This is a genomic window from Streptomyces sp. NPDC003300 (assembly GCF_040610915.1).
Lineage (GTDB): Bacteria > Actinomycetota > Actinomycetes > Streptomycetales > Streptomycetaceae > Actinacidiphila.
Map to the genome: position 1 here is coordinate 109,927 of NZ_JBEXNE010000012.1, position 13,969 is coordinate 123,895.

13 protein-coding genes, 1 pseudogene and 1 riboswitch are annotated in these 13,969 nt (G+C 70.8%); of the genes and pseudogenes, 8 read left to right on the top strand and 6 right to left on the bottom strand.

What is annotated here, in order from left to right:
- Window positions 1–8 precede the first annotated feature (8 nt).
- Window positions 9–1,082, bottom strand: a complete 1,074-nt coding sequence (locus ABZX65_RS19435) for an alkene reductase (RefSeq protein WP_355341004.1) — start codon at window positions 1,080–1,082, stop codon at window positions 9–11.
- A 165-nt stretch (window positions 1,083–1,247) separates the two neighbouring features.
- Here ABZX65_RS19435 and ABZX65_RS19440 point away from each other — a divergent pair, with 165 nt between their 5' ends.
- On the top strand, window positions 1,248–1,667 hold the full coding sequence (locus ABZX65_RS19440) for a MerR family transcriptional regulator (protein ID WP_355341007.1): 420 nt from the start codon (window positions 1,248–1,250) through the stop codon (window positions 1,665–1,667).
- Here ABZX65_RS19440 and ABZX65_RS19445 read toward each other — a convergent pair.
- Entirely contained in the window at window positions 1,576–2,403 is an 828-nt protein-coding gene (locus tag ABZX65_RS19445) for a cobalt-precorrin-6A reductase (RefSeq protein WP_355341010.1), read from the bottom strand. The two genes, ABZX65_RS19440 and ABZX65_RS19445, sit on opposite strands and share 92 nt — an antisense overlap.
- Window positions 2,400–3,173: a precorrin-6A synthase (deacetylating) gene (cobF, locus tag ABZX65_RS19450; protein ID WP_355341013.1), complete on the bottom strand. Its 774-nt coding sequence runs from the start codon at window positions 3,171–3,173 to the stop codon at window positions 2,400–2,402. Before cobF ends, ABZX65_RS19445 begins: the two co-directional genes overlap by 4 nt.
- Window positions 3,174–3,228: 55 nt before the next feature.
- Window positions 3,229–3,377: riboswitch (cobalamin riboswitch) on the top strand.
- 102 nt (window positions 3,378–3,479) lie between these two features.
- Between cobF and ABZX65_RS19455 the strand changes: the two genes are divergently transcribed.
- The 4 genes from ABZX65_RS19455 (at window position 3,480) to ABZX65_RS19470 (ending at window position 6,601) form a co-directional block, all read left to right on the top strand.
- On the top strand, window positions 3,480–3,629 hold the full coding sequence (locus tag ABZX65_RS19455) for a CbtB-domain containing protein (protein WP_188281174.1): 150 nt from the start codon (window positions 3,480–3,482) through the stop codon (window positions 3,627–3,629).
- Window positions 3,630–3,671: 42 nt separating this feature from the next.
- Window positions 3,672–4,535 carry a CbtA family protein gene (locus ABZX65_RS19460; protein ID WP_355341016.1) on the top strand — a complete coding sequence of 288 codons (864 nt, stop codon included), beginning with the start codon at window positions 3,672–3,674 and terminating at the stop codon, window positions 4,533–4,535.
- 4 nt (window positions 4,536–4,539) lie between these two features.
- On the top strand, window positions 4,540–5,355 hold the full coding sequence (locus ABZX65_RS19465) for a (2Fe-2S)-binding protein (RefSeq protein WP_355341019.1): 816 nt from the start codon (window positions 4,540–4,542) through the stop codon (window positions 5,353–5,355).
- A gap of 103 nt (window positions 5,356–5,458) precedes the next feature.
- Window positions 5,459–6,601: a HoxN/HupN/NixA family nickel/cobalt transporter gene (locus ABZX65_RS19470; protein ID WP_355341022.1), complete on the top strand. Its 1,143-nt coding sequence runs from the start codon at window positions 5,459–5,461 to the stop codon at window positions 6,599–6,601.
- 34 nt (window positions 6,602–6,635) lie between these two features.
- Here the strand turns inward: ABZX65_RS19470 and ABZX65_RS19475 are convergent, their stop codons facing one another.
- Complete coding sequence (locus ABZX65_RS19475; protein ID WP_355341025.1) at window positions 6,636–7,445, bottom strand: putative protein N(5)-glutamine methyltransferase; 810 nt, start codon at window positions 7,443–7,445, stop codon at window positions 6,636–6,638.
- 372 nt (window positions 7,446–7,817) lie between these two features.
- Here ABZX65_RS19475 and ABZX65_RS19480 point away from each other — a divergent pair, with 372 nt between their 5' ends.
- Genes ABZX65_RS19480 through ABZX65_RS19490 form a run of 3 tightly spaced genes read left to right on the top strand, consistent with a single transcriptional unit; the run spans window position 7,818 to window position 10,905 of the window.
- The gene (locus ABZX65_RS19480; protein ID WP_355341342.1) at window positions 7,818–9,140 is read left to right on the top strand and encodes an extracellular solute-binding protein; all 1,323 of its coding nucleotides are present in this window, start codon (window positions 7,818–7,820) and stop codon (window positions 9,138–9,140) included.
- Window positions 9,137–10,012 (top strand): sugar ABC transporter permease, encoded by an 876-nt coding sequence (locus ABZX65_RS19485; RefSeq protein WP_355341028.1) that lies wholly within the window; start codon window positions 9,137–9,139, stop codon window positions 10,010–10,012. The genes ABZX65_RS19480 and ABZX65_RS19485 overlap by 4 nt, the downstream gene beginning before the upstream one ends.
- Window positions 10,009–10,905 carry a carbohydrate ABC transporter permease gene (locus tag ABZX65_RS19490; protein ID WP_355341031.1) on the top strand — a complete coding sequence of 299 codons (897 nt, stop codon included), beginning with the start codon at window positions 10,009–10,011 and terminating at the stop codon, window positions 10,903–10,905. Before ABZX65_RS19485 ends, ABZX65_RS19490 begins: the two co-directional genes overlap by 4 nt.
- Window positions 10,906–10,942: 37 nt before the next feature.
- Here ABZX65_RS19490 and ABZX65_RS19495 read toward each other — a convergent pair.
- Together ABZX65_RS19495 and ABZX65_RS19500 are read right to left on the bottom strand one after the other, a co-directional pair.
- Window positions 10,943–11,143 (bottom strand): annotated as a pseudogene (locus tag ABZX65_RS19495) (substrate-binding domain-containing protein); the annotation flags it as partial.
- Window positions 11,144–11,187: 44 nt separating this feature from the next.
- Window positions 11,188–13,734 carry a glycoside hydrolase family 2 protein gene (locus ABZX65_RS19500; RefSeq protein ID WP_355341034.1) on the bottom strand — a complete coding sequence of 849 codons (2,547 nt, stop codon included), beginning with the start codon at window positions 13,732–13,734 and terminating at the stop codon, window positions 11,188–11,190.
- Window positions 13,735–13,969: the final 235 nt, after the last annotated feature.

Consider the following 13,969-nt stretch of genomic DNA (forward strand, 5'->3'; position numbering starts at 1 on the left):
CGAGGGTCTCAGGCCGCGTACTGGTGGGAGGAGTACGTGAGATAGCCCGCGTCGCCGCCCTGGTAGTACGTTGCCTCGTCGACAGGGGCCAGCGGCAGGCCGACGCGCAGCCGCTCGACCAGGTCGGGGTTGGCGATGAAGCCGCGGCCGAAGCTGATCAGGTCGGCGCCCAGCGCGAGCCAGTGGTCGGCGTCATCCCGGCCCGTCTGCTTGGGGCCCATCGGCAGCACGGGGTTCATGATGAGGGTGCCGGGCCACGCCCGGCGCAGAGCGGTCAGCACCTCCTCGTCGGCGGTCGCCTCCAGGTGGACGTACGCCGGTGAGAGCGCCGCCAGTTCGGTGAGCAGCGCCGCGTACAGCTCCGGTACGTCGTCCTCCCGGACGCCCCAGAAGGTGGCGCCCGGCGAGAGCCGGATGCCGGTGCGGTCCGCGCCGACGGCCTCGACGGTGGCGGCGACCGCCTCGACGGCGAAGCGGATCCGGTTCACGACCGAGCCGCCGTACCCGTCGGTGCGCAGGTTGGCGTTGGACGAGAGGAATTGCGAGATCAGATAGCCGTTGGCGCCGTGCAGTTCCACCCCGTCGAACCCGGCGTCGACCGCGCGGCGGGCGGCGTCGCCGTACGACCGCGCGTGCTCGGGGATCTCGGCGGTCTCCAGGGCGCGGGGCGTCGGGGCGGGCTGCGGGCCGGTCGGGGTGAACACCTCTCCCACGGCGGCGACGGCCGAGGGCCCGACCGGCAGCGTCCCGATGGTGTCGGGGTGCGAGACCCGGCCGCCGTGCATGAGCTGGGCGAAGATCCGGCCGCCGCTGGCGTGCACGGCGTCGGTCACCGGGCGCCACGCGGCGGTCTGCTCGTCGGTGTGCAGCCCCGGCGTGCCCGGGTTGGACTGCCCGATCGCGCTCGGCTGCACACCCTCGCTGACGATCAGCCCGGCGGTCGCCCGCTGGGCGTAATAGGCCGCCATCGACGGTGTCGCCAGCCCGCCCGCCGCGGCCCTGACCCGGGTCATCGGGGCCATGACCAGCCGGTTGGGCAGGGTCAGACCGCCGAGCCGGTAGCTGGTGAAGAGGTTCGTCACGTCGGGCTCCTTCATGCGTAGCGCGTCACTTCCGTATCGCCCGGTCTCCCGGACGCGACTGCTACGCTAAAACCTGACATTGACGTCAGAGGCAAGCTCTGTGACGCAGACCATAGCCCGCCCGGGAGCCACCGCCCGGGCGGTGGGAACAGCCGGGAGGACATCGTGCGGATCGGGGAACTCGCGGCGCGGGCCGGGGTCAGCGTGCGGTCCGTGCGCTACTACGAGGAGCAGGGGCTGCTCACCAGCGTGCGCAGCGGCAGCGGGCAGCGGCACTACACGGACGAGGAGGTCGAGCGCGTCGCCTTCATCCAGCGCCTCTACGCGGCGGGCCTGTCCAGCCGCACCATCGCCGAACTGCTCCCCTGCGTCGACTCCCCCAGCGAGGAGAACTCCGACGCCGCCCTCGACCGGATGGCCCTGGAGCGCGACCGCCTCTCGGCCCATATCGACGACCTCGTCCGCACCCGCGACACCCTCGACGCCCTGATGGTCACGGCGCGGACCCACCGTGACCAGGTCCTCGCGGGGACGGCCACCCCCACGGAGGAGGCCAGGTCCTGCGTGGGGCACGCAGCAGGCTGACGGCCTCCGCGGGGGTCGCGACGACGGGGACGGACTCCGGCGGGGGCGGGCGGCGGACGATCAGGACGGGGATGCCCGCCTCACGGGCCGCCGTGAGTTTGGGGGCGGTCGCGGAGCCGCCGCTGTCCTTGGTGACCAGGACGTCGATCCGGTGCTCGCGCAGCAGCGCCCGTTCGGACTCCACCGTGAACGGGCCGCGGGCCAGCAGGACATGGACGTACGGGGGAAGCGGCGGGTCCGGTGGGTCGACCGAGCGTGCCAGCAGGAATGTGGCGGACGCCGCGGCGAAGGCCGCGAGGTCGCCGCGCCCCGTGGTCAGGAAGGGACGGCTCCCGAGGCCCGGCAGCAGGGCCGCCGCGTCCGCGACGGAGTCGGCCCAGTGCCAGCGGTCGCCGGGACCGGCCGCCCAGCCCGGCCGGCGCAGCACGAGCAGCGGCAGGCGTACGGCGCGGGCCGCCTCGGCCGCGTGGGCGCTGATGACGGCGGCGAAGGGATGCGTGGCGTCGACCACCGCGTCCACCCGTTCCTCGCGCAGCCAGCGGGCCAGCCCGTCCGCTCCCCCGAAGCCGCCGATCCTGACCCGGCCGTCCGGCAGCCGGGGCTCCGCGACCCGCCCGGCCAGCGAACTCGTCGTCACCAACCCCGGAACGGCCGCGAGCAGCTCCGCGAGCCGCCGGGCCTCCCCCGTACCGCCGAGGATCAGCACATGCCTCGACTCCGCGCCGGGCGAGGTCACTTGGGGACGCCGCGCCGCAGCAGATAGGTGTCCATGATCCAGCCCTTGCGCGCCCTGGCCCGCGCCCGTACGTCGCTGATCCGTTGCGCGAGGGCGTCGTCCAGCGGTCCGGACAGCAGGATCTCGTCGGGCGTGCCGAGATACGCGCCCCAGTAGATCTCCAGCCCCTGGCCGGTGAAACGTCCGAAGGTCTGGTGGGCGTCCAGCATCACCACCACGTCGTCCACCCCGTCCGGCAGCCCGCCGTCGGCGAGCCTGCGCCCGGTGGTGATCTGCACCGGCCGCCCGACCTGGTTGAGGCCCGTGCGGTGCTTGGCGGCCAGCGACGAGACGCTGCTGACGCCGGGCACGACCGTCCACTCGAACGCGGCCCTCCCCCGGCCGTGCACCTCTTCGAGAATGCCCAACGTGCTGTCGTACAGGGCCGGATCGCCCCAGACGAGGAACGCCCCGCAGCCGTCGTCCGGCAGTTCCGCGGCGATCAGCCGCTCGTAGATGTCGGCGCGGCGCCGTCGCCAGTCGTCAACCGCCTTCGCGTAGCCGGGAGTTGTCCGTTCCCGGTCGCGCTCCGGGTCGCGCGCGACGACCACGCGGTGCGGCCGTACGGCGTGCCGCCGCAGGATCTCCTCGCGCAGCGCGACCAGATCGGCCTTCTCCTCGCCCTTGTCGAGCAGGAAGAACACCTCGGTGCGGCCGATCGCCCGCACGGCCTGGAGGGTGAGCTGGTCCGGGTCGCCCGCCCCGATACCGATGACGAAGATCTGTTTCACGGTCCGGAGTCTCGCACAGCGGTCAGGGGCGTATGTCACAACGTCGCAGGCCCGATTGACGTGCCTGTTCGACAGCCCCTACGCTCAATTACGTGATGGCGTGAGGAAGCTGGTGAAAATCCAGCACGGTCGCGCCACTGTGTAGCCGGTCATCGAGGAGGTGGCCGGTGAGTCAGATACTCCGCCGTCACAACGCCCCATTCGATCGAGGGACGCCGAATCCCTGAAGGAGGCCCACCCGTGAGCTCTGTGTCCGCTCCCACCACCACCGCCACACCGGTTGTCCTGCCGGTCTCGAAGGCCGTGATGTGGCTGGTAGGCACCGCGATCCTGGCTTTCGCCGTCTACTACTTCATCGGTGTCGACCAGGGCGCGGTCAGCGTCTTCGGCAAGGACACCCACATCCACGAGTTCGTCCACGACGCCCGGCACTTCCTCGGTTTCCCCTGCCACTGAGTTCGCGCCGACGGAGCCGACAGAACAGACGGACAATTCGACATGGAAAAGAAACTCATCCTGCGCGGCATAGTCGTCGGCGCAGTCGCAGGGCTGCTCGCATTCCTCTTCGCGCGGATCTTCGCGGAGCCGGACATCAGTAAAGCGATCGACTACGAGAGCGGCAGGGACGACGCGCAGGCCGCGCTCGACAAAGCCGCCGGGCTGCCGATGGAGCACGCGGGACACGAGCTGTTCAGCCGCACCGTCCAGGCGGACGTGGGCATCGGCGTCGGCATGATCTTCTTCGGCATGGCCATGGGCGCGCTCTTCGCGGTCGCCTACGCGGTCTGCCTGGGACGCGTCGGCAATCTGCGGGCGCGCAATCTCGCGCTGCTGGTCGCGGGCGGCGGATTCCTCGGCATCTACCTGGTGCCGTTCCTCAAGTACCCGGCGAATCCGCCCGCCATCGGGCACGAGGACACCATCAAGGACCGCACCGGGCTCTATCTGGTGATGGTCGTGTGTTCGCTGGCCTTTCTGGTCGGCGCGGCACTGCTCGGCAGAAGGCTCCAGGCCCGGTTCGGGAACTGGAACGCGACCCTGCTCGCCGGTGCCGCCTTCGTCGTCGCGATCGGCGTGGTGATGGCGCTGCTGCCGCAACTGGGCCACCTGGCGTACAACAAGGAGAATTTCGGCAACCACGCGACGGAGACGCCGCTGCCGCTCACCGACGACAAGGGCCGGATCGTCTATCCGGGATTCCCCGCCGATGTGCTGTTCTCCTTCCGCTTGTACTCGGTGGCCGCGCAGCTCCTGCTGTGGACGGTGATCGGGCTGGCCTTCGGCCCGTTGGCCGAGCGGGTGCTCGCCTCGCGCACCGCCCCCGCCGCGCAGACCGGCAGGACGGACCCGGTCAGCGCGTGAACCGATGAACGACGACGCGCCGCCGCCGTCCGAGCCGCCCGCCGAGGCGTCCCGGACGGCGGATCTCGCGGCCCTCGGCCCGTTCTTCGCCGCCGAGGGGCACCGCGCCGGTTCCGATACCGGCGCTCCCTGGCGTTCGATGGCCGAGCTGGCCGACGGCGGACCCGCGCTCGGCGACCGGGTGGCGGGCGTCAGGCGGTATCTCGCGGCGGCGGGCGGCCGGGAGGCGGAAGCCGTGGAATCGCGGGTCGCCGCGTCCGTGGCCCACCTCGGCCTGGTCGCCCGGGTGCTGTCGCCGACGCTGGCCCTCGCGGTCCTGCGCGGCGAGGTCGCGCCGGGCCTGCGGCTCGCCGATCTGCGCTGGCAGCCGGTCCTGGGCGGCCCCTTCCCGCTGTCGCTGCCGCACACGCCTCAGGACACCGGCCACACGGCTCCCGGCGCGCCCGCGGGAGGGGAGGCCGTGGCCGCCGCCCTCGCCCGCCATCTGCTCGACGGGCCGGTGCGCGAACTGGCCGACGCCTTCGCGCCCTTCAAGGTGTCCCCGCACATCCTGTGGGGCAACAGCGCCTCCGCGCTGAACGGCGCCGCCGGGATGCTCGCCGCGGCGCGCCCCGCCGACGCCGGGCGCGTACGGTCGCTGGCCGCCCTGCTGCTGGACCGGCCGCCGCTGCGCGGTACGAGCACGGGGGCGCGTACGGGCGTACCGGGCGCGCCTTTCCGCCGGCGCAGTTGCTGCCTGATCTACCGGGCCGCGCCGGGGGGCGCGGGCGGGCTCTGCGGCGACTGCGTCCTCGCGCCGGTGGTACCGGCACCCCGCTGAGCTTGGGGCAGGCCAGGGTGGGCATCCTTATTGCCAGTACCTTGCAACAAGGACAGAGGTGCGTCTAGCTTGGCTTCGCCCGCTTCGACAAAGGACTGATGAAATGACCACCGCCACGTCTCCGGACGCACCGGCACCACCAGGGTCCCGCTGGCGCCGCATCGCCGGCTCGATGACCCGCGCCGAGTGGACGAGGGTCGGCGGCATGTTCGCCTTCATCCTCGCCCTGCACATCATCGGCTGGTTCACGCTGGTGGCGATCGTGGCCCCCGAGCACTACAGCCTCGGCACCAAGTCCTTCGGCATCGGCATCGGCGTCACCGCGTACACCCTCGGCATGCGGCACGCGTTCGACGCCGACCACATCGCGGCGATCGACAACACCACCCGCAAGCTGATGGGCGAGGGCAAGCGGCCCCTGTCGGTGGGCTTCTGGTTCTCGCTGGGCCACTCCAGCATCGTCTTCGGCCTGGCCTTCCTGCTCTCGCTCGGCATCAAGGCGCTCGCCAATCCCGTCGAGGACGACAACTCCCAGCTCCACAACGTCACCGGCTGGATCGGCACCACCGTCTCCGGCACCTTCCTGTACGTCATCGCCTTCATCAACCTGGTGATCCTGGCCGGGATCTGGAAGGTCTTCCGGCAGATGCGCGAGGGCCACTTCGACGAGGCGGCGCTGGAGGAGCAGCTCAACAACCGCGGTTTCATGAACCGGTTGCTGGGCCGGGTCATGAAGTCGATCACCAAGCCGTGGCAGATGTACCCGCTGGGCCTGCTCTTCGGCCTCGGCTTCGACACCGCCACCGAGATCGCACTGCTGGTGCTCGCGGGCTCCGGCGCGGCGTCCGGGCTGCCCTGGTACGCGATCCTCTGCCTGCCGGTGCTCTTCGCCGCGGGCATGTCGCTGCTGGACACCATCGACGGCTCGTTCATGAACTTCGCCTACGAGTGGGCGTTCTCCAAGCCGGTCCGCAAGGTCTACTACAACCTCACCATCACCGGCCTGTCGGTCGCCGTCGCCCTCATCATCGGCACCGTCGAACTCCTCGGCCTGGTCGCGGACAAGGCGGGGTTCCACGGCGCCTTCTGGGACTGGGTCGGCGGGATCGACCTCAACATCGTCGGCTACGTCATCGTGGGCCTGTTCTTCGCCACCTGGGCCGTCGCCTTCGCCGTCTGGCGGTTCGGCAACATCGAGGAGAAGTGGTCGGCGGGCCTGCGCACCGCCGACCAGCAGGCCGACTGACCGACGGCCCGCCACGACGCGTCCGGGGCGGGCCCTAACCGCCTGCCCCGAGCGACGGCCGGGTGCCGACGACGACGGTCGCGTACAACTCGTCCGAGTCGGTGACGTGCGCGCGGAGCCCGGCGGCGGTGAAGAGGCCGACCGCCCGCCGGGCCTGCCGCTCGCTCGACTCGACCAGCAGGGAACCGCCGGGGGCGAGCCAGTCGGTGGCCCGCGCGGCGACACGGCGCATGACGTCGAGGCCGTCAGCGCCTCCGTCGAGCGCCATCAGGGCCTCGTGGTCGCGGGCCTCGGGCGGCAGCAGGCCGACCTCTTCGCTCGGTACGTAGGGGACGTTGGCGGCCAGCAGCCCGACCCGTCCGCGCAGGTCGGCCGGGAGCGGCGCGAAGAGGTCACCCTCGTACACCCGCCCGCCGACGCGGGCCACATTGCGGCGGGCGCAGCGCACCGCGGCCGGGTCGAGGTCGGCGGCGTGCAGTTCGACGCCGCCGCCGAGCGCGGTGGCCAGGGCGACACCGACGGCCCCCGAGCCGCAGCACAGGTCCACGACGACGGCGCCGGGCGCGGCGAGCCCGGCCGCGACCTGGACGAGGAATTCGGTACGGCGGCGCGGTACGAAGACGCCGGGGTCCACGGCGAACCGCTGTCCGGCGAACTCGGCCCAGCCGAGGACGTGTTCGAGCGGCAGACCGTCCGCGCGGCGCGCGACCATCGCGGTGAGTTCTTCGGGGGTCCCGGCCGCCGCGATGAGCAGCCGCGCCTCGTCCTCGGCGAAGACACAGCCCGCCGCCCTGAGCGCGGCGACGACGGTGGATTCGGGCGACGGTGCGGTGAAGTCCGACATGTAGAGCCTTTCGGGAAGCCCACGGGCACTCCCCCGGCCTCACCTACGTCGGAGAGACCGCTCGGCCGTACGGCGGGAGCACCCGGCCTGCGATACCGGTAATCGGTCCCACCTCCTCGGCTGATCTCGGCTGATCTCCACTGCTGTGGCGGGTCCTGGCCCGCCGCTGACGGCATCGACCCTACCCCACGGCGCGGCGCGCCCGTCGCCCCGAACCCGCGCCCTCGGACGGCGGCGCGCTGAACCGCAATGTAACGGTTAAGCATCAGCGCTGAATCAGTCCCTTTACCGGCCCACAACCCAATGCAATAGTGCGGTCGTTCCGCCACTGAATCGCTTAAGTACCGCGCTGTGGAGACGGAGATGGTGCACATGAAGGGCAAGGCACTCGCCGGGTCGCTGCTGGCGACCATGGCGCTGCTCGCCGCGGGTTGCGGTGGCGGGGGCTCGACGTCCAAGGGCGGTACCGCCACCGTGCCCGCCGACCCGTCGGCGGTGTCGGGTGACATCAAGGTCCTCACCCAGCGGACCGACCTCGTGCAGGACGGCACGATGAAGAAGTACGCCGCCGAGTTCAGCAAGCTCTACCCGAAGGTGCGGGTGACCTTCGAGGGGATCACGGACTACGAGGGTGAGGTGAAGATCCGGATGAACACCTCGAACTACGGCGATGTGCTGATGATCCCGGCGGCCATCAAGACCGACGACTACCCGAAGTTCTTCGCCTCGCTGGGCAGCGCCGAGGAGTTGGGAAAGAAGTACACCTTCACCGGCAAGGCCACGGTCGGCGGCAAGGTCTACGGCATCGCGAACTTCGCGAACGCGGCGGGCTTCGTCTACAACAAGGCCGTCTGGCGGCAGGCCGGGGTCACCGACTGGCCGACCACTCCCGACGCCTTCCTCGCCGACCTCAAGGCCGTCAAGGCCAAGACCTCCGCGACGCCGTACTACACCAACTACAAGGACGGCTGGCCGCTGACCGCCTGGACCTCGGTGCAGGGCGCGGCCACCTGCGACGCCAAGGCGGCCGACGAGCCCGCCACCGACCCGGACCCCTGGCGCGCGGGCACCGACCTGAACGTCGGCGACACGCTGCTCTACACCATCGTGCACGACAAGCTCTCCGAGCAGGACCCGACCACCACCAACTGGGAGAACAGCAAGAATCTGCTGGCCACCGGCAAGATCGCCACCATGTGGCTGGGCTCGTGGTCCATCGTGCAGATGCAGGACGCGGCGAAGAAGGCCGGGCGCGACCCGTCCGAGATCGGCTACATGCCCTTCCCCTCCCAGAAGAACGGCACCTTCTGCACCCCGGTGGCGCCCGACTACCAGGAGGCGGTGAACGTCCACTCCAAGAACAAGGCGGCGGCCCGCGCCTGGATCGACTGGTTCACCGACAAGTCCGGCTACGTGCAGACCAATCAGGCCGTCCCCACGCTCAAGGGCGGACCGCTGCCGTCGGCCCTCAAGCCGTTCCAGGACGCCGGTGTGCGGTTCGTGGAGATGTCGCAGGCGCAGAGCGCCAAGGTCACCAGGATCGACAACCAGTCCGAGATCGGCATGACCGACAAGCCCGAGTACCGCCAGCACCTGATCGACGTGGCGCGCGGCGCCGCGGGGGGTGATCTCCCCGGCATCTTCGCCGGCCTCGCCAAGAAGTGGGCGAACGCGCAGAAGACCGCCGCCCTGTGACGCGCGCCCGGGTCTGGCGGACCGTGACGCCGTGGCTGTACCTGGCGGTGCCGCTCGCTCTGCTGATCACGTTCACCTACCTGCCGGTCGGCACCATGATCAGGGACAGCTTCACCGACTGGGACGGGGTCAGCCCCGACCGGAACTACGTCGGGACCAAGAACTACGTGGAGCTGTTCACCAGACCCGAGCTGTTCCAGGTCTTCTTCGTCAGCGTCTACTACCTGGTGGCGTCGGTGGCGCAGATCGCGCTGGCGCTGTACTTCGCGACCGTGCTCAGCTTCGACCTGCGGTTCCGGAATCTCTTCAAGGGCCTGCTGTTCTTCCCCTACCTGCTCAACGGGGTCGCGATCGGCTTCGTCTTCCTGTACTTCTTCCAGCCGCACGGCACCCTCGACACCGTGCTGAGCGCCTTCGGGGTGCACGGGCACCACTTCTGGCTGGGCAGCGGGCGGACGGCGAACACCTCGCTGTCCGCGGTGTCGGTGTGGCGCTTCATGGGCCTGAACTTCGTGCTGTTCCTCGGCGCGATCCAGTCGATCCCCGGTGAGCTGTACGAGGCGTCGGAACTGGACGGCGCCAACCGCTGGCAGCAGTTCCGGCACATCATCGCGCCGGGCATCAAACCGGTGCTGAGTCTGAGCGCGATCCTGGCGATCTCCGGCTCGCTGTCGGCGTTCGAGATCCCGTACATCATGACCGGCGGCGCGGCGGGCACTCAGACCTTCGTGATCCAGACGGTGAAGCTGGCCTTCGAGTTCAACAAGATGGGGCTGGCCTCGGCGGCGGCCGTCGCCCTGCTGGTGATCATCTTGCTGGTGACCTGGTTGCAGCGCGTCGTGGTGCCCGACGAGAGGAACGATCTCGTATGACCTCGCTGCTCGTCCGCGACACGGCGCAGGCCCCGCCGCCGGAGACCGTCGACCGGCCCGCGCGCACCCGCAGGGTGCTGGTCAGAGCGCTGGTGTACCTCTCGCTCGTGCTGGCCTCCGCGGTGGTGCTGCTGCCGCTGGTCGCGGTGTTCCTGACCTCGCTCAAGACGTCGCAGGAGATGACGGCGGACGGCGGGGCGCTGTCGCTGCCGCACAACTGGCTGAACTACCACAATTATGTGACGGCCTTCCGGGCCGGGAAGATGCTGCGCGCGTTCGGGAACACCGCCTTCATCCTGGTCTTCTCGATCGCGGGCACGGTGCTGATCGGCTCGATGGCGGCGTACGCGATCGACCGGTTCCACTTCCGGCTGCGGCGGCTGGTGATCGCGCTGTTCCTGATCGGCTCGCTGGTGCCGAGCGTGACGACACAGGTGGCGACCTTCAAGATCGTGAACAACTTCGGCATGTACGACAGCCGTTGGGCACCGATCGTGCTGTACATGGGCACGGACATCGTGTCGATCTACATCTTCCTCCAGTTCATCCGGAGCATTCCGGTCTCGCTGGACGAGGCGGCCAGGATCGACGGCGCGAACACCTTCACGATCTACTGGCGGATCATCCTGCCGCTGCTCAAACCGGCCATCGCCACGGTGGTGATCATCAAGGGGATCACGGTCTACAACGACTTCTACATCCCCTTCCTGTACATGCCGTCGGAGAGTCTGGGGACCATCTCGACGTCGCTGTTCCGCTTCAAGGGGCCCTACGGCGCGCATTGGGAGGACATCTCGGCGGGCGCGATCCTGGTGATCGTGCCGACGCTGGTGATCTTCCTGTTCCTTCAGCGGTTCATCTACAACGGATTCACCAGAGGCGCGACGAAGTAGGGACGCAGCGGGAGCGAAGCGGACCGGCGCTCGCCGGTCAGGTCGTACGGGCGGGCGGGGCGGTGCTCTCGCGCGGGGTCAGCACCGGGGTGGCCACCGGTCCCGTCCCGGGTGTGCCGCCCTTCAGCACGGTCAGCAGCCGCCGGGCCACCTCGGCGCCGAAGCCGAAGACGTCATGGCTCATCGCCGACAGCTTCGGCAGGGTGAGCTGGCACAGCTGCGAGTCGTCCCAGGCGACGTCCTTGATGGTGGGGCGGCGTCCCGGCTCCCCGGCCGGAGGGCTCACCGCTCGTCGCCCGGATCCGTGCGCTGGACCGCGGAGTTGACGCAGTACAGCGCCGCGGCGGCGGCTCCGGGCTCCGGCCGGTCCCAGCCGCGTACGGTGATCGTGACGCGCTCGCCGGGCAGCAGCGTGACCAGGCCCCGGTCGGCGTGGGCCGCGGGGTCGAGCCGGTCGGCCTGGAGCAGCAGGTCGCGCAGGAGCGTCCGGGCGGTGACGGTCACTTCGGTGGCGCCGCCGTCGGAGGTGGCCAGCTCCAGGTCCCAGCGGGGCGCGGGGTAGGCGAAGTCCTTGTCCCTGGCCGGGAACCACAGGGCGCGGACGTCCTCGCCGCCGCCGGGTCCTTCGGCCTCGACGGTCAGCAGTTCCTTGGTGCTGTCACCCGGCGGTACGAGGTCGTGCGGTACGGCGATCTCGGCGACCGTGCGGGCCGTCGCGGTGAACGGCAGCCGGGCTTCGGCGAGTACGGCGCCGTCCACCGCGACCCTGCGCAGGACCGCCGTGCCCGACCAGTCCCGCGCGCTCTGGTTGACCAGGGCCGCGACCAGGCCGTCGGCGCGCTCCTGGACGGTGAGCAGCCGGTCCGCGTAGAGCCGCTTCAGCTCGTGGTAAAGCGGCTTCTCGCGCTCGTCGCCGTCGATCGCGGCCCACGACGTCACCGGCCAGCAGTCGTTGAGCTGCCAGACGACGGTGCCCGCGCAGGCAGGCCAGTGCGAGCGCCAGTGCTCGATGCCGCACGCGATGGCGCGGACCTGGTTGACCTGCGTCAGGTAGTGCCAGGTGTCGAAGTCGGCGGGGGCCGGGAAGTGGTGGGCCAGGCCGCGGTCCAGCTTGCCGTTGCCGTCGGCGGCCTTCTGGTGGTGCAGCATGCCGGGCGAGTCCGGGGTGAGCGGGTCGTCGGTCAGCGCCCGGCGCAGTGTGGCGTACGCGGGCGGCGCCTGCCAGCCGAATTCGGCGACGAAGCGCGGCACGTCCTCCAGGTAGCCGGTCCAGTCCCGGCGGTTCCACACCTCCCAGGAGTGGGCGGTGCCGTGCGCCGGGTCGTTGGGGTGGTGGTTCCAGGAGCCGGACCAGGGGCTGCCCGCCCAGTAGGGCCGGGTGGGGTCGGTCTCGGCGACCACGCGGGGCAGCAGGCCCAGGTAGTAGCCCTCGCCCCAGGACGCGCCCGCCAGATCCTGCTCCCAGTCCCAGTCGCGGAAGCCCCACAGATTCTCGTTGTTGCCGTTCCACAGCACGAGGCTGGCGTGCGGGGCGAGCCGGGCCACGTTCTCCCGCGCCTCGGCCTCCACCTCCGAACGCAGCGGCTGCTCCTCGGAGTAGGCGGCGCAGGCGAACAGGAAGTCCTGCCAGACCAGCAGCCCGGCCTCGTCGCAGGCGTCGTAGAAGTCGTCGCTCTCGTAGATCCCGCCGCCCCAGACGCGGATCAGGTCGACGCCCGCGTCCTTGGCCTGCTGGAGCCTGCGGCGGTAGCGGTCGGGGGTGATCCGGGTCGGGAAGACGTCGTCCGGGATCCAGTTGACCCCGCGGGCGAATATCGGCTCGCCGTTGACCAGCAGGGTGAAGGGGGTGCCCTTCTCGTCGGGGGCGGTGTCGAGGGTGACGGTGCGGAAGCCGATGCGGCGCTGCCAGTGGTCGAGCGCGACGCCGTCTTCGCTGTCGGGGCTCTCGGTCCCGGCGTCGACGAGGGTGACCTCGCAGTCGTACAGCGGCTGGGCGCCGTAGCCGTGCGGCCACCACAGCTCGGGGCCGGGCACCTCGGCGGTGACGGTGCACCGGTCGGCGCCCGCGGGCACGTCGGCCTCGACCCGCGTCTCCCCCACCCGCAGGCGGACGGTCAGCGGGCGGTTCAGGCCGGACGCGGTGCGCTCGATCTCCAGCCGGGCCTCGACCCGTCCGGTGCCGTCGGCCACCGTGACCAGCGGGGTGACGCCCGACAGCCGCGCGGTCGACCAGTGTTCGAGCCGCGCGGGCTTCCAGATCCCGGCGGTGACCAGCGTCGGACCCCAGTCCCAGCCGAAGGAGCAGGCCATCTTGCGGATGTACTGGAAGGGCTCGGGGTACGAGTTGGGCCGGTCGCCGACCAGCGCGCGGACCCGTTCCGCCTCGGTGTAGGCGGAGGTGAAGGCGACGGTCAGCGCGGTCTCGCCCGCCGGTCCGTACCGCTCGGTGACGTCGTACCGGTAACCGCGGTGCATGTTGCGCGTGGCGCCGAGGACGGTGTCACCGAGGCGGATCTCGGCCGCCGTGTCCAGGCCGTCGAAGACCAGGTCGGTGCGCTCGTGCCCGGTGGCACGCGGCGGCAGCACTGTCTCGTACGTCCAGTCCGCGCGTCCCACCCACGCCGCCGCGGTCTCGTTCCGGTCCAGGAACGGGTCCTTCAGCAGCCCGGCGGCCATCAGGTCGGTGTGCACGCAGCCGGGTACCTGGGCGGGTACGGTGCCGGACCCGAGCGCGGGCACGGCGTCCGCTCCGCCTCCGGCTCCGGCTGCCGACCCGGACTCGGGAAGGCGCAGCCTCCAGCCGTCGGCGATCGGCGTGACGTCCTTCATCCCTGCTCCTTGCCTGCTGTTGCCTTGCCGCCGGGCGGTTTCCGGCCGGTTGTCGGCCCCGTGGCCCGCGGCGCCCAACCTAGCGACCCCGCCGACCGGCTGTCCATTAAACGGTAAAGCACCGCAAGTGCTGATGGGAAGCGGGGTGTTCCCTCGATGTCAGGGGCTTTGCTGAACCGATACAGGGCCGTCCCGGAGCCGGCCCGGAGCCTGTCCGGGGTCGGTGCGGGACCCG